The organism is Serratia sp. PL17, from assembly GCF_017832355.1.
Taxonomy (GTDB): domain Bacteria; phylum Pseudomonadota; class Gammaproteobacteria; order Enterobacterales; family Enterobacteriaceae; genus Serratia.
In genome coordinates this window covers 1,361,843-1,385,314 of sequence record NZ_JAFIBY010000001.1, presented here as the reverse complement: position 1 = coordinate 1,385,314, position 23,472 = coordinate 1,361,843, and the positions used below count along the sequence as shown (strand labels likewise).

Annotated in this window: 18 protein-coding genes and 1 pseudogene; 7 read left to right on the top strand and 12 right to left on the bottom strand. The window is 50.0% G+C overall.

The genetic code is table 11. The annotated features are described in order from the left end of the window. The first annotated feature begins 36 nt into the window (after positions 1-36). Positions 37-990 (top strand): helix-turn-helix domain-containing GNAT family N-acetyltransferase, encoded by a 954-nt coding sequence (locus JOE25_RS06725; protein ID WP_209633485.1) that lies wholly within the window; start codon positions 37-39, stop codon positions 988-990. On the opposite strand, the gene JOE25_RS06720 is transcribed toward JOE25_RS06725, so the two are convergent. Next, positions 974-1,336, bottom strand: coding sequence for a helix-turn-helix domain-containing protein (locus JOE25_RS06720; protein WP_209633483.1), 363 nt, complete (start codon positions 1,334-1,336; stop codon positions 974-976). The genes JOE25_RS06725 and JOE25_RS06720 overlap by 17 nt on opposite strands. Positions 1,337-1,442: 106 nt before the next feature. Between JOE25_RS06720 and JOE25_RS06715 the strand changes: the two genes are divergently transcribed. Further along, the gene (locus JOE25_RS06715; protein ID WP_209633481.1) at positions 1,443-1,997 is read left to right on the top strand and encodes an NAD(P)H-dependent oxidoreductase; all 555 of its coding nucleotides are present in this window, start codon (positions 1,443-1,445) and stop codon (positions 1,995-1,997) included. Positions 1,998-2,034: 37 nt separating this feature from the next. Here the strand turns inward: JOE25_RS06715 and JOE25_RS06710 are convergent, their stop codons facing one another. Continuing rightward, positions 2,035-2,811 carry an NAD(P)H-dependent oxidoreductase gene (locus tag JOE25_RS06710; protein WP_209633479.1) on the bottom strand — a complete coding sequence of 259 codons (777 nt, stop codon included), beginning with the start codon at positions 2,809-2,811 and terminating at the stop codon, positions 2,035-2,037. Between the two features lie 86 nt (positions 2,812-2,897). Here JOE25_RS06710 and JOE25_RS06705 point away from each other — a divergent pair, with 86 nt between their 5' ends. Then, complete coding sequence (locus JOE25_RS06705; protein ID WP_209633477.1) at positions 2,898-3,794, top strand: LysR family transcriptional regulator; 897 nt, start codon at positions 2,898-2,900, stop codon at positions 3,792-3,794. Between the two features lie 17 nt (positions 3,795-3,811). On the opposite strand, the gene tehA is transcribed toward JOE25_RS06705, so the two are convergent. From tehA to dsdC, 9 genes are all read right to left on the bottom strand, one after another. After that, positions 3,812-4,795 carry a dicarboxylate transporter/tellurite-resistance protein TehA gene (tehA, locus tag JOE25_RS06700; protein ID WP_209633475.1) on the bottom strand — a complete coding sequence of 328 codons (984 nt, stop codon included), beginning with the start codon at positions 4,793-4,795 and terminating at the stop codon, positions 3,812-3,814. A gap of 297 nt (positions 4,796-5,092) precedes the next feature. Continuing rightward, entirely contained in the window at positions 5,093-5,839 is a 747-nt protein-coding gene (locus tag JOE25_RS06695) for a LuxR C-terminal-related transcriptional regulator (protein WP_209633473.1), read from the bottom strand. A gap of 65 nt (positions 5,840-5,904) precedes the next feature. After that, a complete protein-coding gene (locus JOE25_RS06690) occupies positions 5,905-6,417 on the bottom strand; it encodes a spore coat U domain-containing protein (protein WP_209633472.1) in 513 nt (170 codons plus the stop codon). A gap of 50 nt (positions 6,418-6,467) precedes the next feature. Beyond that, positions 6,468-7,574 (bottom strand): spore coat U domain-containing protein, encoded by a 1,107-nt coding sequence (locus JOE25_RS06685; RefSeq protein ID WP_209633471.1) that lies wholly within the window; start codon positions 7,572-7,574, stop codon positions 6,468-6,470. Then, positions 7,571-9,979, bottom strand: coding sequence for a fimbria/pilus outer membrane usher protein (locus JOE25_RS06680; RefSeq protein WP_209633470.1), 2,409 nt, complete (start codon positions 9,977-9,979; stop codon positions 7,571-7,573). The genes JOE25_RS06685 and JOE25_RS06680 overlap by 4 nt, the downstream gene beginning before the upstream one ends. Continuing rightward, complete coding sequence (locus tag JOE25_RS06675) at positions 9,969-10,715, bottom strand: molecular chaperone (protein ID WP_209633469.1); 747 nt, start codon at positions 10,713-10,715, stop codon at positions 9,969-9,971. The genes JOE25_RS06680 and JOE25_RS06675 overlap by 11 nt, the downstream gene beginning before the upstream one ends. Positions 10,716-11,614: 899 nt before the next feature. Beyond that, complete coding sequence (locus JOE25_RS06670) at positions 11,615-13,615, bottom strand: TonB-dependent copper receptor (protein ID WP_209634206.1); 2,001 nt, start codon at positions 13,613-13,615, stop codon at positions 11,615-11,617. Positions 13,616-13,922: 307 nt separating this feature from the next. Further along, entirely contained in the window at positions 13,923-14,390 is a 468-nt protein-coding gene (locus tag JOE25_RS06665; protein WP_209633468.1) for a DUF2946 domain-containing protein, read from the bottom strand. Positions 14,391-14,711: 321 nt separating this feature from the next. Then, the gene (dsdC, locus tag JOE25_RS06660) at positions 14,712-15,653 is read right to left on the bottom strand and encodes a DNA-binding transcriptional regulator DsdC (RefSeq protein ID WP_209633467.1); all 942 of its coding nucleotides are present in this window, start codon (positions 15,651-15,653) and stop codon (positions 14,712-14,714) included. Positions 15,654-15,860: 207 nt separating this feature from the next. Between dsdC and dsdX the strand changes: the two genes are divergently transcribed. Both dsdX and JOE25_RS06650 read left to right on the top strand, forming a co-directional pair. Next, complete coding sequence (dsdX, locus tag JOE25_RS06655) at positions 15,861-17,198, top strand: D-serine transporter DsdX (RefSeq protein WP_209633465.1); 1,338 nt, start codon at positions 15,861-15,863, stop codon at positions 17,196-17,198. A 478-nt stretch (positions 17,199-17,676) separates the two neighbouring features. Then, a pseudogene (locus JOE25_RS06650) lies at positions 17,677-18,277 on the top strand (class I SAM-dependent methyltransferase). Positions 18,278-18,717: 440 nt separating this feature from the next. Here JOE25_RS06650 and JOE25_RS06645 read toward each other — a convergent pair. Beyond that, positions 18,718-19,299 (bottom strand): TetR/AcrR family transcriptional regulator, encoded by a 582-nt coding sequence (locus JOE25_RS06645; protein ID WP_209633462.1) that lies wholly within the window; start codon positions 19,297-19,299, stop codon positions 18,718-18,720. An 87-nt stretch (positions 19,300-19,386) separates the two neighbouring features. On the opposite strand from JOE25_RS06645, the gene JOE25_RS06640 reads away from it, so the two are divergent. Beyond that, complete coding sequence (locus JOE25_RS06640; RefSeq protein WP_209633460.1) at positions 19,387-20,280, top strand: ABC transporter six-transmembrane domain-containing protein; 894 nt, start codon at positions 19,387-19,389, stop codon at positions 20,278-20,280. Between the two features lie 78 nt (positions 20,281-20,358). After that, positions 20,359-23,442 carry a multidrug efflux RND transporter permease subunit gene (locus tag JOE25_RS06635; protein ID WP_209633459.1) on the top strand — a complete coding sequence of 1,028 codons (3,084 nt, stop codon included), beginning with the start codon at positions 20,359-20,361 and terminating at the stop codon, positions 23,440-23,442. The last annotated feature ends 30 nt before the right edge of the window (positions 23,443-23,472 follow it).

Sequence of the window (23,472 nt, the reverse complement as noted above, 5' to 3'; positions counted from 1 at the left end):
ATGGTTGTACAATACAACTATATCAGAGTGCCAATCATGTCGATAACGCAATCCAGTCCGTATTTACACCCCATCAGGGATGCATCCCGCCACTTAGTGCGTGAATTGGGTTTTATGGGCAGTACCCTTGCAGGGACAGATCTGCCGCCTTCAGCCGTGCATGCATTGATTGAAATCGGGGATCGGCATGTAGATACTGCGGCAGAACTTTGTAGCGTACTCAATCTGGAGAAATCCAGCGTCAGCCGCATGTTGAACAAGTTGATCAAAACCGGAGAACTGGTCACACAGCCCAGTGAGCGGGACGCACGAGAAAAGATACTGCGGTTAACGGAAAAAGGGCGCAAGACCCTGGCAGGGATCAATAGATTTGCCGAACATCAGGTACTTAACGCCCTGGAAAAGCTGCCGGTTGGGGCCAGTGCCGGCATTGCCGAGGGGTTACAGCATTATGCCGCTTCGCTGCGGGCACATCGATTGGGTGAAGCATCGGTTGCTGTTCCACCTATCGAGATCGTGAGCGGTTATCTGCCCGGATTTGTCGGCAGAGCGCTGGAAATGCACATGCAATATTATTCACGTGCGGTGGGTTTCGGTGCCTTCTTTGAAGCTACCGTCGGTTCGATGCTGTCCGAGCTCGCGAACCGACTGTCACATCCACAGAACCAAACCTGGTCCGCATTGAGCGGGGATCGTATCGTTGGTTCTGTTTCCATTGATGGTGAAAGGTTGGGGGATAACCGCGCTCATTTGCGCGCTTTCATTATTGATGACAGTTTACGCGGTCGTGGTGTTGGCCGTCAGCTTTTGAACCATGCCGTTAGTTTTTGTGACGAGCAAGGCTTTGATGAAACACACCTTTGGACGTTCAAAGGACTGGATGCTGCCCGGCACCTGTATGAAGGCGTCGGTTTTGTGCTTACAGATGAACAACCGGGTACACAATGGGGGCAGCAGATGACGGAACAGCGATTTATTCGCCGTTCTTAGGAGGCTCGCGGTGTTCCTCTCCCCAAGCACAGAGTAGATCGATGATAGGGATCAATGAGCGTCCACGTGCTGAAAGGCTGTACTCAACTTTGGGGGGGATCTGCGGATATTCCTTTCTGGAGATAATACCGTCTTTTTCCATCTCTTTTAGCGTCGCACTGAGCGTTTTATACGAAATAGTGCCAATACAGCGTTGGAGCTCATTGAACCTGAGAACCGGCTTATACTGCGCAAGCCAATACATAATTATCATTTTATATTTCCCGCTGATCACCGACAGCGTATAGCCATATCCGGTCTCTTCAAGGCTAACGCCTGTCGGGCTGCATATTTCGTTATTTGGCATTTGATACTATCCTGCGGGTTAGTATATATCGTTAAGGTGCGTACTTTACATTAAAAAAGCATAACATATGATACCCCCAGTGAACTAATCCAAAGGAATAAATCAAATGAAAACGCTGGTGGTGGTTGCACATCCTGATATAGAGAGTTCAGTGATAAATAAGGCCTGGCTGACGGAGTTACGTAAATATCCTGAACTCTATACCGTTCATGAATTATATAATACTTACCCCGACTGGAAGATTAACGTTGAGAAAGAACAGCAACTTATTGAAGCACATGAAAAAATCGTGTTGCAGTTTCCGGTTTACTGGTTCAGCTCACCGCCGTTGCTGAAGAAGTGGCTTGACGATGTGCTCACCTACGGCTGGGCCTATGGATCCGGCAGCGGTTATAAGATGAAGGATCGTAAAGTCGCATTAGCAGTGACCGCCGGTATCAGGGAGCAGGACTATTCAACCTCGGGGCGCTATAAATACGCACTGGACGACGTCTTACGGCCATTTGAAATAACCATTAACTATGTAAGTGCGAAATATAGTGCGTATTATGCGTTCTACGGAACAGAGTCGGCATCGGATGTTGCTGCGGATAAATTGAATAATAACGACATTACCCGCAGCGCTACGGGCTATCGGTCATTTATTGCTCATATGGCGTAATATACGATGCACAGTACCCTAAATAGGGTGCACGTCATCACGATTCGATGTGCGCACTAAACCCCACCCGCTCAGGGGCAATGTCGGGTTTCAGCGTTAATGCCGGGATATCATATTCACCGGCATTCTGACGGCGGAAAGGAATGGGAGCGGTTTGCCCTAAGTTGTCCAGACGTTGCCCCAGCGCGTGGCTAATCTGGGCAAATCGAGCCTCGTCGATTCGGCCGGTACGATAAATGACGAAGGGGGGTAACACGTCGAAGCCCGGGTAATGCAAAATCCCATGCTGAATAGGGAACAGAATGTCATCGATTGGGCCGTTGATACCCCGAGCCGCGTAATGAGACTCCCATCCCCCAGTCGTCACAATCAACATTGCGCGTTTGCCAGCCAGGGTTCCTTCACCGTAACGATCTCCCCAACGTGAGTCGGAGTGTTCTCCCACGCCATAGGCAAATCCATAAGCATAGACGCGCTCAACCCAGCCTTTAAGGATCGCCGGCATTGAGAACCACCACAGTGGAAACTGCAGGATAACGGTATCTGCCCAGCGCAGTTTTTCCTGCTCAAGTGTGATGTCCATACTCTGCAGGCCTTGAGCAAACGCATGTTGAGAATCCCTGGAGGGATCAAAACGCGCACCGGGTTCTGCTGTACTGTCGTCTGCGTCAAGCGTGGCTTTCCACTGCATGGCGTACAGATCAGACACCTTAACTTCGTGGCCTGCGGCCTTGAGATGTTGGATTGAAAACGTTTTGAGTGAACCATTCAGTGACTGCGGTTCAGGGTGAGCATAGACGAGTAAGACGTTCATTGTAGGACCTCCAGTAATTGATGGAGGCCAGAGTAGGCTGTTGTCAGCTATATTAGAAATGAATTTCTAATATTATAGGTATTACCATGGATAATATCAGACGACTGGATCTTAATTTGCTGGTCACGCTGGATACTTTGCTTGCTGAACATAATGTGACCCGTGCGGCGCTGCGACTGAACCTTTCCCAACCTTCTGTCAGCGTTCATCTTGCCAAGCTTAGGGATATTTTTAACGATCCTTTGCTGCTGCCTGGGCCACGCGGAATGCGACCGACCGCGCGTGGCGATGCATTGCGCGAACCTTTGCGTCTGGCGCTTGAAGCCCTGTACCGCGCAGTATCACCTGCGAAACCCTTTGATCCTCAGGTTGCGGACAACATCTGGCGCGTGGCCGCTTTTGATTACGGTGAATCGACCATTGTTCAACCGTCGTTGCTTGGCTTACGCACCGCGGCGCCGCATAGCCGCTTGGCTGTGATTGAAACGGCACCGTCACGCATTGCGAAACAGGCAGAACTGGGGGAGATTGATTTGGCTTTCCATACGCGTGAAGGCTCACCGCCTAATCTGCGTCAGCGGATCCTGTTTAGTGAACGTTATGTGCTGGTCGGTCGTGCGGGGCACCCAGGCTTGCAAAAAACGCCGTCACTGGCCCAGTTTTGCATGCTGGAGCATGTCATGGTGTCGCCGGACGGCGGGGGGTTTTTCGGTGTGACGGATAACGTGCTGGCAGACGCCGGGTTAAGCCGAAGAGTCGTGCTCTCTGTGCCACACTTCCTGTTTGTGATGTCGGTGTTGGCAAGCTCAGAGCTGGTGGCGATGCTGCCTGCACGCCTGGTGCGTAATAATAGCGCCTTGCAGGTCGTTGAACCGCCCGTTGAGATTCCGGGGTTCGAAATGGCAATGCTGTGGCATGAGCGTTCCCACCGTGACCCGGCACACCAATGGTTGCGCGAACATATCGTCGCGTCGGTAAGCTGAGAGCCTGCTCCTTGCCTTCAGGGATGTTTAGCGTATTTCAGTAAGTCACCCTGAAACAGCAAAATCAGTGTACGAACGAATAACAGGCCGATCAGAACATTGCTGAAGATGAAAAGGGGCAAGGCGAGGGTGGGTAATATCCCCCCGTGACTGGCATGCCCCAAATGCAGGGCGGTTGTGGCGAGCGCAGAAAGCCCGAATGAAAAGCTCCAGAATGCGGGATTAAAGGGGCCTTTCAGATACCAGGGAAACAGGCGGACCATAAACAACAGCTGCAGCAGACCGTAGCCAAAAAGCATTTTGGCCAGTACGTCCGCCTCACCGCCATTAACCGCCAGCCAGGCGCTACAGGCGACCAACGCCGGTGCCAGTTGAATACCAAGAGAAAGCCGTACCGGTTCCGGCATTTCCCCGTGACTGCGCAGGCGCTGTAAAATAGCCGGTTCCAGGCTCAGCCAGGAAAGGACACCCGCCCCGAGGAACAGCAGACCCAGATCCTGGAACCCCAGTGCTCCGCAAGCCATGCAACTGATAAAGTTATTGGCGACAGTGGGTAAGTAGAGCCCAGGGGTAGTGGCTTCAGCAGGGTGTGTTCCTCGCCACAGGCCGGCACTTTGCCAGGCGGCATAGCTCAGTTGCGCCACGGCCCCCACCGTGAACATAGCGACGGCGAGTGAACGCCACCAGGGCACAATGCCAATGGAGACCAAAATAGTCGTGGCAGGGAACAAACTGACATAGCTGCTCATGAGAGGATGTTTAATCTCGGCTTTCACGCTGAGAGGAAAACGCCATAACCGGTATATAAAAGCGCAGCTCAATAGAAACCAGATGAGGGTAGCGATGACCACCAGTCCTTCACCGACGAGAGCGGGGACAGGCAGAATAGTGGCGGCATAACGCCACCCAAAGCCTGCGCCAATGATACCCAATACCATGCCAAAATAGCCCGCGGGTAAATTCAGGAAACGGGCATCTGGGGTCGACTCAGATTTATTCATTTTGTTTAATATTTAAAATTTATTTTAAGTGATCTTAGCGAGTTTAGGGATTGGAAGCAATAACACTTAGGGAGGGAGTATGCCCTTCAGCGAGGTGCGGTGGGAACAATGTTGGGGCGAGTGGCTTTGACGCTAACCCCGGTGTTGGCATGTGTAGTCACTGCCCCAACATTGTAATCTCAAAGACGTTAATTCAATGTAATTTTGCTTTGGCCACGGGCTCCCGTTATCCACTTTCAAACGGGGGGCATGGATGCCTTGTTGAGGCTGGTTAATTCACCGAATATTCTTGCTCGCTCACCAATTTGGCCGCTTCTGCTTTGAACGCGGGCGAGTGATTCTTCTGGATGCCGTATTGCTCAAAGAAACATCGCTGCTGATGGCTTCTGTCGGCTCGCTGAGCGTCAACCATTCTGGATCTAACAGCAGTAGCTGCATTTTATTATCAATGCCCAGTTTTCTCATGGCGCTGTACTTGCGGCTGGCAATGGTTTTTTTGGGTGATTGCCGTTTCTGGGCAATAGCCTCCAACTGCATCCCCATCAAAAAGTCATACATGACCGCTTTCTCTCTATCATTGAGATATTGCACCCGTGCTTTTAACGGAGGCTGAATCTCCATTTCGTTGATTTTGTTGATTAATGGGCTATGTACATACCTATTGCAACAGCCTTGCATCAGATAATAGGCAAGAATGGGGGTCGGCTCATCCTTGTGCAGCAACACGTACGGCAGGGAGGTAATAAGATTTCGAATGATCAAAGTGTCGCCACCAGAGATGATAAAGCCCGTCTGTCTTGGGTTGAGCATTCGAAAATCGCTTATCACACTTTTTTCCCTATCAAGATTACTGAGACGATCGGAAAGGTAAAAAATGATAATGCTTTTACTGTGGTGTTGATAATCATGCGTGAAATCAGTCAGATTCTTCTCTGAGAAATAGTGGGTCATTTTTATGGGCATCGGCACAGTTTCCAAAAACTGAGGAAATATGTGCTTCATGCTCGCGGTGAAATCAACCAATGTTGCTGATATTTGTGTCATTGCTTCTTTCCTAACCAAAACCGTTCTTTTTCACCGCCCCAGGGGACTGAGGCGGTGAAAATATCTTAGTAAGTCACTGTCAGAGTCACTGTGTCCAGATAGTTTCCTGGGCTTGGTAGCGCGGTGCCTGCCGGGATTCGGCCATAGATATTGATGTTTTGCGACAGACCATTACCCGTTCCGCTAGCGAAGGTGGTGCCATTGGCAATTTGCGTGCTGCGCGCGTTATCTGAGAACAGGTTGTACGGCAGGCGATTGCTGCCATTCGCCATTTGACGTTGCTGGTCGTCGGCATTGCTGCCAAGGTTTGCCGCAACGTCATAAGTGGTACCGTTAGTGCAAATGATCGACAGTGCCGAACCGGCCGTGGTCGCCTCGGCATCGACATTATTTTCCAGATTGGAAAGGGTGCCGAAATCGAGCAGGGCGTTGCCCAGGGTCGAGCCCGCGTTAGAATCCAGATAGCAGGAAGACTGAACGACTGCCTGTACGGTAAGTGTTGCCGTTGTCGTGGCGGCCATAATCGGCGTAGCAACCAGACTGGACAGAATGGCGAAAGGTACGAATGTATTGCGCATGGAAAACTCCCTTTGAGTATTGATAAATAACGAACCGCAGAAGCGGCTGTTCAGTAGGCTACGGTGACCATCACCGTGTCCGAATAAGTCCCGACGTTACCAGGCACCGGGGTCCCCGCCGGAATAAGTCCATAGATCGTTAGCGTTTGGCTGGCACCGTTGCCTGCACCACTGACACCGCCTATCCCGCCGGTTTGCGTTGTGCCGCCTGTTTCATCCCAAACTCGGGTGTGGGCACTGTCCTGGTAGAGTTGATAGGGAAGCTGCGCCTGTGCGTTGGCCATTCGCCGGTATCCATCAGAGGCAGGATTGTTACCACTCCCCAGGTAGAGGGTATAAGGCTTGCCTGAACTGCACTGTACGGTTACCGCCCCTTCGGCGAAGCGCGCCGTTTTAAGCTGGCCAACGTCATCGAGGGTGCCAAAATTGACGCCACGCGTACTGAGGCTGCAGCTATCCGTGACCTGTGTAATGATTTGGATACCGCCAGAAGTGGTGGTGGACGAGCCACCGTCACAGGTCGCAGGCGGAGTCCCACCGCTTACGGCCTGATAACGCAGGGTGAATGGCGGGTTATAGCTGTGGTAAATGTTGGCCGACAAAGCACCCTGGCCGCTGGCAATCCGTGCATAAATAGGGATACTGCCATTGTTGCTGACATAGGTGCTGCCGTTCCCTGCAGACAGCGTAAAGTCGACGACCAGAGGCGTTCCGGCATTCTCTGGCATCAGGATTTGCGAGTGCGCGCTGTCGGCATACAGGTTATAGGCCAGATACGCTTCACCGGTGCCGGTCACGTTATTGTTCTTCAGATAGCGCCAGGGCTGGTAACCTGCCTGGTTTCCCGGATCTTCCCCCATCGTCAGGCACAACCTGAAGGTTGCACGCGGATCGGGATCGCCCCATGAGAAACCTACCGCGCAGCTAAACCCAATTGCCTGGGCACTGTCGACCGCAGCCGTGGAGGAATAGGTTCCAAGGTTCATTTGGCCACCGGTGAACTGACAGGATGGCGATGAAATCTCGGCCTGAACGGAGGTGGGCACAACCAGTGAGCTGCTCACCAGCAAGATCCCCAGGCTGTAACTCCAAAGCGTTTTCCCCGTGCCGGGCCGCAACCTGCAAGTGACAACGGGGGAAGATAACGGCATTTTCATTCGCACCTCACTGGGCCAATCATGGGTTGAACCGGACCCTTAAGGTCATAATCAAAGCGAGCGGAACACAGGCCGGCAGCACCGAGATCGACGATCACGCGGTTGTGTGCCACTAAGCCTTTTACATAGAGTTGCCCTTCATAGCCGACCAGACTAACGTCGCCGTTATCCTGACGCGCCGGGTAGCCCGGCGGGATAGGCTGCCCATGGCGATCCTGCAGAAGGACGATTGCGGCATGGTTGATTCGGGTTCCGAAGTCAACCACCGCGCCTTGGCGATAGCCTGACAGCGCCGTACGCTCGGTGGCGGCAGCTTCCCAACCGTCCGGTAAGGTCGCAGGATCGATAGACACACTTTGGTTGTAATAAGGGCGGGTATCGGGCAGCAGTGCACTGCCATTACTGTTCGTGGTCGCCATACGCACGCCACCCTGAAGTACGTCGACATGTGGGCCGGCATTTTTCACAATGGTGTAGGCATCGCCAATTTTGTTGGTGGCAAACATACCGCTGTCACTGGCCAGCAATGCCCCTTCGGCCGAAAACTCACTGCTGGTGGCAGAACCGTACTGATTGATCTGGGCGCGTAACTGAGCCAGAGCTGCGCGATAGCTCATGTAAGCGTTCCGCTGATCGTCTTTGCCTTGATACGTCGTATTGGCGACACCCCAACCAACGGCTCCCTGACGCTGATCGGCCACCCCGGAAATGCGTTGACTAAAGCCGGTCACCCCGTTGTCACGACTGATCCCCGCCGCGGCGTTGATATTGCCGCCAAGAAAGATATTGAGCGTCAGAAAGGCACCGTACCGGCCGCTGTGATTAAGATCCGAATAGAGGTTGGCAGACAACGTGCTACTTTGGCTCAACGCCCGCGATACAGACAAATTGAGCGTGCGTGTTTCGTCGCTCTGGCTGACGATGCGGTTGTAGCTCATGTTGGTTGAAAGCCGATCGAACGGCGTCATATTGACACCGAGGCGGTCGATAACGCTGGCTTGGGCCGTATTGGCCAGCCAGTAATCCGTCTTGTCTGCCACTCTGTTTAGGGTGTTTCTGCGTGCCAGGCGGGTGTTGGATACCCGCGCCAGGTCAAAATAGTCCTCAAAGGTACGCACCGTACCGGCATACATCTGCACGCCTGCAATACGGCCTTCAATACTCACGCTGGTTTTTTGGCCGGTATAATCTTCATAACGGCTGGCTGACCAGGAACTGCTGATCACGCCGTAACCACCCAGTCCGTGAGATACCGCGCCCCCCAGGTTAGCCAGCCCGTCAGCAGAGAATTCGCTGTGACTCTCCAGCGTGACTGAACGGTTTAAGCCATAACGCAGGGAGTTGGCAGCAAACAGCGTGTTGTCATAATCGTCGCTTTTGCTGCCATAGTTAAAACGGGGAATCCCAACGTCCAGCGAGAATTGGAACAGCTCTGGCTGCAACAAGCTGGCGGTATAGTAGTAAGGCTGAGTGGTGGTGATTTGCCGACCGGTAGCATCGGTCGCGACCAGGGTTACATTTCCCCCCGAGACATAAGGCAGTGATTTGATATCAAAAGGGCCTGAAGGCACAGCGCCTGAGTAAACCTTTTGTTGGTTGACAAATAAGTCGAGCGTGGAAGGTAATGCCGCAGAACTGGAGAACTCCGGCAAGGCGGCCGTGACCAAATCTGAGCGTTGATCGAAGGCGCTGGCCCACTGGAAACCGGCCAGTCGGACGCTACTGTTCCAGGCCAAGGCATTACTGACAAAGTCACCGGCGGTATAAGCCCGTACGCTCTCGGGGTTGATATAGCGCCAGTAGCTATCCAGGCGTACCTGTTTGTTGCCGTTATAGTTACCACTGTCGTTATACAATCCACTGGTTGAAACCACGCCCATTCGCCCGGTAAACAAGGCCTCGGCTGAACCGGCCAACTGATTTTTACCCTCGGTGCGGCTGTGGTAAACCCCGTAGTTAAGAATGGCCGCCGGCGCGGCGCTGATCTGCGAGAAGTCAGGTGCCAGATTCGCTTCACCAATATTGACCGCGTAGGCGTTCAATTGGCTCTCAGGGATCGACAATGCCAATGTCTGCGTTGCTTCATTATATTGCACGCGGATGCCAGTCAACTCGTTTAGCGCCTGCGGTGCCGTATCCGCAATGGCGGCAGGCACTTTTATACGTAAAAGGCGTAAATCGCCCGCAGACGCGCTGAAATGCCCATCGGGAAAACGCTGAACCGCAAGCAGTTCTCCGGTGGATGACCCATTGAGGGTAACGGCTAAAAGCAGCGATTGGGTGCCTGTGAGGTGCCCGGGTTCAATCTGGCTGGCAAAAGCCAGAGGTGTAGCGCTGAACAGCAAGCCAATCATCGCCTTGTTCAGTGCACCATACCAAGGGCACGAATTTGGATTACTGCACATACAGCGTTTCTTCAATCGGCAGGTAGCCATCCTTGGCCCTCAGGGTGACTGATTGACCTTTTGTCAGTTTCACCCGTGCGTTTGGCTGCGTCACGGTGAACGTTCGTGATGTCCCCGCCAGAACATAGCCGTTTAAACCCGCGCCAAAGCTGACGGGAACGTTGTTGACGCTCAGTGTGAGTTGGCTGATTTTGGCGTGACGCTTACCGGTGTTGTGGACTTCGGCATGTATTCCGTTGGCATCTTGCCAGGTGCGCCAGACCAGTTGGGCGAAAGCCTTATCGTCAACCACGAAAACCGGAAGGGAAGTCCGCAGTATCATTGAAATACCTGGATTGAACGTTCTTGGATCAACCGGGCGGGGTAATTCATCAATCAGTAAACGATAACTTAACTCAGAAGACGCTGGGGCCACGGCAGTACGTGCCACACGCACGGTATAAGAAGCGCCCGCAGGTACGGTGACGGCGGGGGGGCTAATCATGAGTTCTGAGGTTGGAGCAAGATGATCCTGCCCATTTTGCTGCGACCAGGCGAAGGCGCGTAACTGCAAACTGACGGCTTCAGTGCCTGAGTTTGTTAGGCTCAAGGCGGTTGCCTTCTGCGACGCCTGCATCTCGATATTAACCGGGGAAATTCTGATTGATGCTGCCTGCGCAGGAAATAAAGAAGGCAACAGAAAGCATAGGCCGAGAGACATTCCCGAAGGAATTATCATGCTATTTTTCGCTTTCATTACCGTTGCTGAAATAAATTTACAAATCATAAAAATCCCAATCTTTCCGCGTTGTTTTCAGGAAAAAAACACAAAGGCGTGCCGTATTAACGTGATAGCGTCGTCTTTATTTGTAGGGTTTTTATTGATTTTTAAAATCTATATTTTTGTGGGGCTCACTATAATGACTCGAATGTTGAATGTCAGGTTGTTTAAACCGATCTTAAATCAACCTAACGATAGGTGATGTCTATTAAAATTTGGTCTTCGATATGAAATCTCGATCGATTGATTCGGTGATATATGCCGTAAAATGCTAATTAACCAGTCAAATTAATCTGCACTTTAGAGTGAATCCAGTTTATTCGTGTTGTGAATTTGACTTATTCAAATGTCATGATGCATAAGATTAAGTGCCGAATTCTTAAGGTTTTAGGACTGGTCTGAAAGGTTGGAGAAATTTATTTTATAATATATTTCTGATGGGAACGATTCCGTAATACTGAGCTTTTGAATTATTAGGTTTACATGATTATAGCCTGACGCATGAAATGCAATAGCCATTGCTATTTTCAATCGACAAAAATGTCTTTCTAAAAATACCAATGAATAATGAGTGGTTTTTACCGGAAAGAACCAATGGAAAATGAAAATATTATTATATTCGGTTCGGGATTCAGCACGAGGAATGACACCGATCCTCTCATTTTTCTAATGTGAATTTATTGACGCGACAGGATAACATTCTGTCGTGGCGTATTGCTGCGCCTTGTTGTAGTAAGGTGGGAGAGAAAACATAAGACATTATTCAGGGTTCATCCAGGCAATTCAACGTGCCTGGGAGCGAAGACACAGCCTACATTGATAATGTACCCTGAGGGGCATTTGCCGGGCGATGACGGCGCATCGCCCGGTTCTGCTTAGAAGGTTACATTAACCTTGGCCCAGAGTGTGCGCCCGGGCTCGTTGACCGGCGTATTGGATGAATAACCGAAGGTGCTGTTACCCGCCAGGTTGAGGTGCTCGCTGTAGGTTTTATTGAGGATATTATCCAGACCCGTGCTGAGTTTGACATGTGGATTAACCTTATACGCCACATTAGCAGAAAGTACGCCAAAGCCCGGGCTGTCGGCAAAGTCTTTGCCCACAACGTTACCTTGGTTGATCGCTACGCGGTGCTGGCTGCTAACTACACGCCAAAGTCCCGTGCTGCTCCAGTCGCCGCGCTCATAGGTCAAACCAAAGCGTGCTTCCAACGGTGGGATCTGCGGCAACGGTTGGTTATCCGTGGTGTTTTTACCCCAGGAATAGGCCAGGCTGGCATCCGTTTTCCAATGTTCGGTCAGTTGGTAACCCATACCCATCTCACCACCCATAATTGTGGCGTTGACGTTATCGGCCTGGCTGATACGCGCGTGGTGCGGATCATACTTGAACAGAATAAAGTCATTCACATGGCCAAGGTATGCCGAAACCCAGCTGTTAAAGCGTTTGTCAGTGTACTGCGCGCCAATGTCGATTTGCGTGGTCTTTTCACTCTTCACGCTATCAAACGGGTTTTTACTGCCGTTCGGGCCAAAGGTCGGAGAGAACAGCTCCCAATAGTCAGGGAACCGCTCGGTATAACCTATCCCGGCGTACACCATCAGCGGAAGGCCAGGTAAGGTATGCTCGATACGGGTAAACCCGCTCGGCAATGTGTCTGAACGCTCAGTGTCATTACCGTATTTATCGTTATCGACCAGGCTGCGATCGATGCGAGCACCGCTGATAACCTTACTTTGTTCCGTTGCGGTCCAGGTCAGCTCGCCAAAGGCGCCGTAGTTATGGAATTGCGCATCTTTTTGCCAATCGTTGCCCTGTTTGTTGCGGTGCGTGTTCGTTTGGGTGTCCATACCGCTTTCCAGCTTGAAATCTTGCCACAACCAGGTGCCCATCACGCGGCCGCCGACGGTACGTCGATCCAACTGCATGGCCATACCGGCGCTGTGCATTGGCATGGACATCCCCATATGCCCCATTGCCATACCGCCTTGCCCTGGAGAGCGGAGGGTCATGTTATCCATAATGTGGTTGGCGTAGTTGTAATACACCTGAGCTTCCACTTTATCTAACACCTCGCCGATATTGGATTTCTCCACGCGCATCCCGAGGCTTTCACGCTTGAACTGTGATCCGTCCATACTGCGGCCAGCATAGCGGGCTTCGCCATTGCCGCGGCCCATGGTCACTTCCAGCAGGGTGTCGCTGTCTGGCGTCCAGCCAATGGCCAGATCGCCATTCCATTTGTCCCAACGCGACGGCACGCGCTCGCTATTACCGTCCTGATAATCGTTGGCGCGGGATTTGTTGCCCATCAGGCGCAGATAGCCTTGTTCGCCCCCCAGACTGGCATCGATATTTTCATCCCAGCGCCCATTAGAACCGGCCAACACGCTGGCATTGCCTTTGATACCCGGTTGATCAAAGCGCGGACGCTCGCGGTCAAAACGCACGGTACCTGCCGATGAGCCCGCCCCCCAGAGTACCGTTTGTGGGCCTTTGGTGATGGTCAGCACGTCGTAGCTTTCTGGTGAAATATACGAGGTTGGGGCATCCATTCTTGCAGGACAGGCACCCAGCATTTCCCCCCCGTCGGTGAGAATCTTTAGCCGTGAGCCAAACATGCCGCGGAACACCGGATCGCCATTGGTACCGCCATTTCTGATCTGCGAGAAGCCAGGGATGGTCTTCAGATAATCCGAGCCATCACTGGCGGGTACTGGTTGGCGTGGCGTTTTCGGTGATGTCACTATGGTCATGGGGGAATAGAGCGGTGCAGTCACGGTGATCACGTCACCGTCATTCTTTTTAACCGCCGAGTCATGCTGGTGCTGTTCTGCTGCATGCGTATTAAAGGCCGCCAGAAGAAACAGGGGCATTGCCGCGCTGATGTGCAGTGACAGAGGGCGCTTGGTATAGTTTGTGGTTTTTCCGAACATCATCGTTCCTTAATGCAAATTTCGACGCTAAAAATAGTTTTCATCACAACCGGGTATTATTGAGACGTGAGTACGCCCGGAGCATAACGCCGCCGTTAATAAAGGGTTGGCCCAGTTCCGGCGTAAAAAATAACGTCAGAAGGGGGGTGATGAAAAATGACTGGCAGCGGTAGAATTTATAGGCATAAGTAACCCACCTGGTTGAATAGTTTCAACAGGCGTCATTTGGCTGCGGTCTATTAATTTTTTAAAACAGAGGAAGTGATGCTGGTGGAGCGCGGGGTTGCGACTCGGCGTGAATCACATGGGCAAATAATGGAAAGATATAATGGGCCGGTGGCGCGCGCGACAGCAACGAACCTGACCAAAACAGAGGGGAATAAGCCAGGTCCAACAGCGGCACATGGATAAGCAATACGCAATATCCACAGGCGCTGTCATCCATCATCATCGCCATATTATGGCTGCCGGTCTGCATGGACATCGGCATGCTGTGCGAGCTGGCCTTACTGGTCTGGTCCTGCGGCGGCTCATGATGCATGGGCATCGACATATCCATACCGCAATCAGGCATACCCGTAGATTCAGACTGCCCGACACGTGCATGCTCCAGCGATCGAGAGATCACCGGGGCAATGAACAACATCAGGATCGCAAAAATCCCCAAACAGGCAGGGAGAGAACTTCGCGATGTGGCAGTTCGAATTAACGACACATATATCCTAAAATAGCGCGATATTAACGGGCAGGATTGTACTGTTTTATGCCGTAAATGTTAAAACATTTTATGCATGCTGAGCTAATTCGCAAAGTAAAATGCCATTCATCTCACGTTATCAACCATTTTCACCATTAAAAGACACCTTGGTTACATTGATAAATAATACTGGCAATAAAATTGGTGTTATATCTTTACCGGTGGATTTTTCACCGGCAATGCCACGTTAATTGAAGAAACAATCAACAAGGGGAATTAACGCCTGCTTTACGACGTGTGGCATTATTTTCGGGTATCATTTCTACGTGGCGTCGCTAATTACAGGGGCTGCTCTCCCAATGCCTTTAGCCAAACAATGAACGCATCTATTTTTGGCCACTGACGGTCGGAAAGGGTCGACACATAGTAGTGCTGATCGCATTTCAACGCCATTTTGGGGAAGGGTGCCACGAGCTCACCGGTACTGAGTTGTTTACCGATCAAACGTTTACGGCCCATAGCAACGCCGACGTGATTCATCGCTGCTGTGACTGCCAAATCGGAACGATCGAATCCTATTCCCGGAGAGGTATCCAGATTCACGCCGAAATGCTGAGCCCAACTGTGCCATTCATCGGTGCCGGAGTCATAGCTCCAGGCTTGCCTATCATGAAGTAAGGTGCAATGTGAAAGGTTGCCTGGAAAGTTGACCAGCTCAAATTTATTGGCATATTCCGGGCTACATACGGGGATGATCGCCTCGTCCATCAGGTATTGATAATGCAGCTGTGAAGACGGCGTCGCATCAAAGTACACCGCCAGATCGATCCCCGCCCGCTGGAAGTTCACATTTTCATTGCCAGTTAGAATCGTCAGATTGATGGCAGGGTAGCGGCGAGAGAAGTCCGCCAGTGCCGGCACGATCCAACACTGAGCGATCGATGGCCGTGAGTAAACGGTTAATGACCCGGACAACGCCTGATTTTTGATATCCAAAATCTCTTGGTTCAGAGTACCGAACGACGATTTCAGCGCCCAAAAAACCCGTTTGCCTTCCGTGGTGAGTTCCACCTTACGATGAGAGCGGACAAACAGTTGAATACCCAGATTCGCCTCAAGCTGATTAATGTTATGACTGACGGCGCTAGGGCTGACCGAAAGCTCATCAGCTGCCATCGCAAATGATTCATGACGCGCTGCCACTTCAAAGGTATACAACCGTGATAATTGCCAACCATTAAGTGAACGATGCTGACCCGTTAACAGGTGATTTGCCGCCATAACGCCCCCTGGAGCTTAAAAAATATCTGCGCTTAACGCACTTGTTTGGTGAGTAAAGTTGACCCATGTCGCTAAATTGCACCATTTCTTGGCGTAAGTCACTCGTTTGATTCTGTTTTACTCATGTGAGCGTGGATTTTTATCGTTTGTCACCGTTCGTCGTTTTCCTGTCCAATGAAGGCAGGTTAATTGCAGGGGATAGAGGCTATGGATTCACACGTTTGGGTTGCTGTCACGCTGATCGCCAGTATTGCGCTTATCATTTTGACTATCGTTAGGTTTAAATTTCACCCGTTTTTGGCGTTGTTGCTCGCGAGCTTTTTTGTCGGCGGCATGATGGGCATGGGGCCGATTGATATGGTCAATGCCATCGAAAACGGCATCGGCAGCACCTTGGGCTTTTTGGCGGCCGTCATCGGGTTGGGTACCATCCTGGGCAAGATGATGGAGGTTTCTGGGGCGGCAGAGCGAATTGGTCTTGCGCTACAGCGCTGCCGTTGGCTTTCTGTCGATGTCATTATGGTGTTGGTCGGTTTGGTTTGCGGCATCACCCTGTTTGTTGAGGTGGGGGTCGTTTTGCTGATCCCGCTGGCATTCTCCATCGCCAGAAAAACGGGAACCTCATTGCTAAAGCTGGCGATCCCTCTGTGTACTGCATTGATGGCGGTGCACTGTGTTGTTCCTCCTCATCCAGCAGCGTTGTTTGTAACGAACAAGCTGGGCGCAGACGTAGGCACGGTGATTGTCTATGGGCTGATCGTCGGGCTGACGGCGTCATTGGTCGGGGGGCCGCTGTTCCTGAAGTTGCTGGGCAAGCGCCTGCCGTTTAAAGCGGTACCACCAGAGTTTTCCAATCTGGCCGTGCGGGAAGAACATACATTGCCATCCCTTGGCGCAACCTTGTTTACCGTTTTGTTGCCGATCGTGTTGATGCTTGTCAAAACGGTCGCCGAACTCAATATGAATAAAGAAGGGCACTTGTTTGCTGCCATGGAGTTTATCGGTAACCCGATTATCGCCATGTTTATTGCTGTGTTCGTAGCTTACTACGTGCTTGGGATCCGTCGACATATGGGGATGAGCGCCCTGTTAAGCCACACAGAAACCGGTTTTTCTTCCATCGCCAATATTTTGTTGATCATCGGTGCTGGCGGAGCATTCAATAGCATTTTGAAAACCAGCGGTTTAGCTGACACCCTGGCAGTGATGCTGTCCAACCTGCATATGCATCCGATTCTGCTGGCGTGGCTAGTCGCGCTTATTTTGCATGCCGCCGTGGGCTCAGCCACCGTAGCCATGATGGGGGCGACGGCCATTGTCGCGCCAATGTTGTCGCTTTATCCCAATGTGAGCCCGGAGATTGTGACGATTGCCATTGGGTCTGGTGCTATAGGCTGTACCATCGTGACGGATTCGCTATTCTGGTTAGTGAAGCAATATTGTGGCGCAACGTTAAATGAAACCTTCAAGTACTACACCACAGCAACCTTTATCGCTTCGGTATTGGCACTAGGCATGACTTTCTTGCTTTCATATGTGATCTAAGGTCTTGCTGGTAAACGGTTATTTATAGAGTGATTAACAGGATGGGGTGAGTGACACCGTCACGTAATTCCATTCTGCGTAATCTTGATTAAGTTTTTTTTCTGCCGTAATAGGTCATAAATGCATAGCCTACATAAACTCTCCATGGTTGATAGTCATGTTACAATGTCACAAATATAAATGGCATTGTTGACAGCTGGAATGCATATATTGGGTCAGGCATCCTGATACGCAGCCAGGGTAAAATCCTGGTTTTATGCCTTCGGTAGCGGATTAGAACGGTGCGTTTTGATGAAGTCTGCAAGGTGAATGTAGCCACCGCTCCTCAGATTTCACGTAGCGCGATCAAAAAAGAGGGTGTTTTGAGGCTATATTTAAGCCATTAGCCGTGATTTGCAGCAAATCAATGCCCGGTCATCATAACATGTTGGTCATTACGTACAGGATTCAAGCATATGTTGAAAGTATGGGAGGGCAAATGACACATTTTTCAGCCGGGAGCATCATAGCTTTATACGAACGGCATGCAGAAGCCTGGGGAAAACTACGTTCAACGGATCTCTTTGAGGTTGGACAGGTTTTTGAGTTTAGTGCCAGCCACCGGTAGGATTCTGGATATCGGATGTGGAAATGGAATGCCAATCGCTGCGTATTTTACTCAGCGGGGTTTTGACGTGATGGGGATTGATAGTTCGCAATCGATGATTGATGCATGTCAGAAAAAACTCCCACATCAACAGTGGCGTGTGATGGATATGCGCACATTGGCGCTCAGTGAAATGTTTGATGGGCTGATTGCCTGGGATAGTTTTTTCCATTTGCCGCGAGATGATCAACGCCGGATGTTTACGATTTTCGCAGCGCATGCCAAAAGCAAAGCGGTATTGATGTTTACCAGTGGCACCAGTGATGGCGAAGCCATTGGTATGTTTCAAGGGGAGCCGCTGTATCATTCAAGTTTGGCACCAACAGAGTACCGGCAGTTGCTGCATGAAAATGGTTTTGATGTCCTGAAGACGGTTTTCGAAGATCCTGAATGCGGAGGACGTACAGTGTGGTTGGCGCAAAAATCAGCCTGAAGCATTATATGGGTGAAAGCCCATGACAAAGGCCAAAAGCCCAGATTCTACGTACCATCACCTTGGTGCGCATAATGTATATTATGTTAAATCATGTTGATTGTTCACTTACTTCATGAATCTAGATGGTTTACATAAAATCATAGTGTTAAGCCCCCTCCACATATTTTGTTTGCTGACATTATGTTTAGAGCTACTTTCTTCATATCCACCAATTTCTCTGAGGATGCCTCAGATGTTTGTACTTAACCAGCTGAGCGTTGCTCCAAACCAGCGACTTTGACACCACTACTAACTTACCGCTTTTGTTTCCACTTCTCTTACTGATCAGTACTTACGTTTCCCCTCGTTATATGGATGGCTCTCCAAAAGAGCTTTCTCGTTACGCTTTACAATTATGCAGGCGTTTGTCGGTGTACCGTTCTGATGTTAAATCTTCGTCAAAATGCCAGTATATTTCGGTGAATAAAATCGTCTATATCTTCTTTCACCTGCTTCACTAAACCTTCGGAGGGTAAGGTTAACAGGTGTTCACTGTAACCAAATAGCATGGCATCTAATTGCCGTGCCACGCGTTGCGCATCGACAATGTGAAACGTGCGTTCGTCCATACCTGACTGAATAATGCTCGCCAATACCAAATGCCATTCCCCCAAAAAAGTCTGCATCAAGTTCGCGTAGGCTTTGTCATAGCTTGAGAGTGACCATAAATAACCATATAACTTTCGTGTCGGATCTGGAGAGTTGGATATCATACCATCAATATATTCCTCCAGTTTCTGACAAGCGGATAAAGGCTGAATGAGTGAACGAAACTCTTCGAGTTCGTCGTTCATAAAGTTTGTTACTGCAGCAAGGCTCAGGGTCTGCCAGTCTTTAAAGTAGTGATAAATATGGCTACGAGATATGCCTAAATATTCTGTCAGATCGCGCGTTGTAACCTTTTCAACACCCTTCTCGATAAACAATTCAACAACAGCCTTAAGAATCTTCTCTCTCATTAGCTCAGATTTAGCTTGCATCTGTCACCCCTATTGACTTTGAGCAATTGCTCAAATAGCATACTTCCATTGTTGAGCGATTGCTCTATTTTAGCAGAATTGTCACTAATGAACACTGAAAATCTCCCTGTGCACTCCGCAAGCGGAAGTGCTTCCGGCACCTTGAAATCACTGGCCAGTCGCCACCGCAAAAAGTTGTTCTTTACCTTTTTGCTGGTTGTTGCCGAAAACGTCACCTATCTGTTGTACCCGATTATTGCTGGTGTCTCCATTAACGCCATACTGTCGGGGCAGACATTAAATGCCGTGCTTTATGGGCTGATGATATTATTTATCTGGTGCCTAGGCGCAGCGCGCAGAAGCGTGGATACCCGTACTTTTACCAGAATTTATGCGGTTCTGGCGGTTTCTGTGGTCATGACGCAACGTAAAAATAATCTTAATCACTCAACCGTTGCGGCGCGAGTAGCGTTGTCGAGAGAGTTTGTTGATTTCTTTGAATTGCACTTGCCTATGCTCATTACTTCGCTGGTATCGATGATCGGTGCGGCGGTAATGTTGTTGATTATCGAATCTTGGGCAGGCATTGCCTGTTTGGTCATTCTGGCTTTTCTCGCCTGTTTTCTACCCGGTTTTACCCAGAGAAATGAGGTGTTATATAACAAGCTGAATAATCGTCTTGAGAAGGAGGTTGACTTTGTTACAAAGGCTACAACGTTATCTTTGAAGCGACATTATTCTACGCTTGCGAAATTACGTATACGCCTCTCTGACCGTGAAGCTACGGGGTACCTGTCGATTGGTGTGCTTGTCGCCATGTTATTTAGTCTGACCATTATCTGGATGACGAAGTCAAAGGGGATCAGTGCCGGGCATATTTATTCAGTGATGACCTATATGTGGATGTTTGCCACCAGTCTTGATGATGGTCCACAGTTGCTGGAGAAATATTCGCAGCTTAAGGATATTGGTAAGCGAGTAAGCACAGAGGAAGAGGAATGATCGCTTCCATGCTTAAAAAATGGCGTAAATCACGTCAGTCTTTTTTTATAATTCAGAAATCAATATGGATTAACTTCAATGTCTCAGTTTTTTATTGAGCGTCCTGTCTTTGCCTGGGTGATAGCGTTATTTATTACCCTAAGTGGTATTCTGGCGATCCCTAAACTGCCGGTGGCTCAATATCCAGCAGTGGCACCGCCTACCGTGACGATATCCGTGAGTTATCCCGGTGCTACGCCGGAAACAATGGACACATCGGTTGTCTCTCTGCTTGAACGTGAAATTTCAGGGGTGGATCACCTGCTGTATTTTGAGTCAACCAGCGACACTTCGGGTTCAGCATCCATTACGGTGACGTTTAAGCCTGGGACCGATATCAAACTTGCCCAAATGGATATTCAGAACCAAATCAAAGTGGTTGAACCGCGCCTTCCACAGGCGGTGCGGCAGAATGGCGTAAGTGTAGAAGCGGCAAACTCAGGATTTTTGATGATGGTGGGATTGAAATCGCCCTCCCGTACATATCAGGAAGCTGATTTGAGCGATTATTTTGCCCGTAATGTTAGTGATGAGCTACGTCGTGTTCCCGGCGTAGGTAAAGTCCAGTTGTTTGGTGCGGAAAAGGCTATGCGCATCTGGCTGGATCCACTCAAGATGTACACTTTTAAGCTGTCAGTTAATGAAGTGATCACTGCGCTCAGCCAACAAAATGTTCTGGTTTCACCAGGTCGTATTGGCAATGAGCCTGCTGCATCCGACCAGCGTGTGACGTATCCGCTTATAGTGAAAGGGCAGCTCGCTACGATAGAAGAGTTCCGCAATATTACGATTAGAGCGGATACCAACGGCGCCCGCTTAAAGCTGGCAGATATTGCCCGGGTGGAGTCTGGTCTACAAAGTTATGCCTTTGCGATACGTGAAAATGGTTTTCCTGCGACGGCGGCGGCGATCCAACTTGCTCCGGGGGCTAATGCAATCAGTACGGCAGCCGGTATTCATGCACGACTTGCAGAGCTTTCTGCTGACTTGCCACAAGGGATGGCGTTCTCAGTACCGTTTGATACGGCACCCTTTGTCAAGCTGTCGATTGAGAAAGTTATCCATACCTTTATTGAAGCGATGGTTTTGGTCTTCTTGGTGATGTTGCTGTTCCTGCATAAAATCCGTTGTACGCTGATCCCTGCTATTGTGGCTCCAGTGGCGTTATTGGGTACGTTCACCATCATGCTGTTATGCGGTTTTTCTATCAACGTATTGACCATGTTTGGCATGGTGTTAGCTATCGGCATCATTGTAGATGATGCGATCGTAGTGGTGGAAAATGTTGAGCGGTTGATGGAAGAGAAGGGATTGTCACCACAAGAGGCCACTCGTGAGGCGATGAACGAAATTACCCCCGCCATTATCGGCATTACTCTGGTGTTAACCGCCGTATTTATTCCTATGGGGTTCGCCAGTGGTTCAGTTGGTGTTATTTACCGTCAGTTTGCGCTCTCTATGGCCGTGTCGATTCTCTTTTCGGCATTTTTGGCGCTGACGCTGACTCCGGCGCTCTGCGCTTCTTTACTAAAACCGCATACTCAACTAAATGGGGATAAAAAAGGTTTTTCGGGCTGGTTTAATCGCAATTTTAATGCCGTATCAGCTCATTATGAATCAGGACTGCGATATGTACTGAAACGAACTGGAAGGATGTTGCTGTTTTATACCGCGCTTTGCGGTTTACTGTTGGTTGCTCTGCAAAATCTACCTTCATCATTTTTGCCGGATGAAGACCAAGGCTACTTTATGTCATCCATCCAACTGCCTTCAGATGCCACTATGGAACGAACACTTGCAGCCGTGAAGCGTTTTGAGGATGTCATTTCGACGCGTAAAGCTGTCGAAAGTAATGTGATGATCCTCGGGTTTGGTTTTTCCGGGTCGGGCTCTAACACTGCGATGGCGTTTACCACATTAAAAGATTGGCAATATCGAAACGGCGCGACAGCTCAGGGCGAAGCAGATTTTGTGCAAACTGCTTTGGGGGAAGCATCTGACGCCGCTACGCTGAGCCTGCTGCCCCCTGCTATCTCTGATATGGGGACGTCATCGGGCTTTACGCTGTATATCGAAGACCGGGCAAGAAAAGGATACCCTGCTTTGAAAGCGGCAGCCGAAAAACTCATCACACATGCCAACAAAAGTTCGCTGCTAACGGATGTTCACATTGACGGACTTCCCGAAGGAGTAAGTGTCTCTCTGGATGTGGACAGGGAAAAAGCCGAAGCTTTCGGTGTGTCATTTGATGAGATTAACCAGGCGCTCTCTGCTGCTTCTGGCTCTTATTATGTTAATGACTACACGGATGACGGCCGCGTTCAGCAGGTTATAGTCCAGGCTGATACCGCTTACAGAATGCAGTTAACTGACTTACTGAAAGTATCGGTCAAAAACAAAACAGGTGGAATGGTACCACTTTCTTCTTTCGTAACGCCGTCTTGGGTCCAGGCCCCACAACAATTAAATCGCTATCAGGGCTATCCCGCAATCAGAGTGACCGGAAGTGCTGCATCGGGGAAAGCAAGCGGTAGCGCCATGGCAGAGATGGATCGCCTTGCGAGTGTATTACCTACGGGATTCAGAGCCGAGTGGGCAGGTAGTTCGCTACAGGAAAGAGAATCAGCGTCTCAACTTCCAGCACTTATTTTGTTATCCGTCCTGGTGGTGTTTATGGTGCTTGCCGCACTCTATGAAAGCTGGTCAATACCCTTTGCTGTAATATTAGTCGTTCCGTTGGGGTTGGCGGGTTCGGTGCTTGCGGTAATGGTTGCTAATATGTCGAATGATGTTTTTTTCCGGGTGGGAATGATAACGATCATTGGACTTTCGACCAAAAACGCCATATTGATTATTGAATTCGCCAGACAATTACGTTTGCAGGGTATGGATATTGTCGCTGCGACCTTGCAGGCAGCCAGACAACGATTACGGCCAATTATGATGACTTCACTGGCCTTTACGCTGGGAGTCGTACCCTTGATGCTCGCCAGTGGTGCTAGTGACAGCACTCAACATGCCATTGGAACTGGGGTCTTTGGTGGCATGATAAGTGGGACTTTATTAGCAATATTTTTTGTACCGGTATTTTTTGTTATAGTTTTACGGATGTTTAAAAAATGATTACGCTTCTGTTATGTACTGGAGCAATAG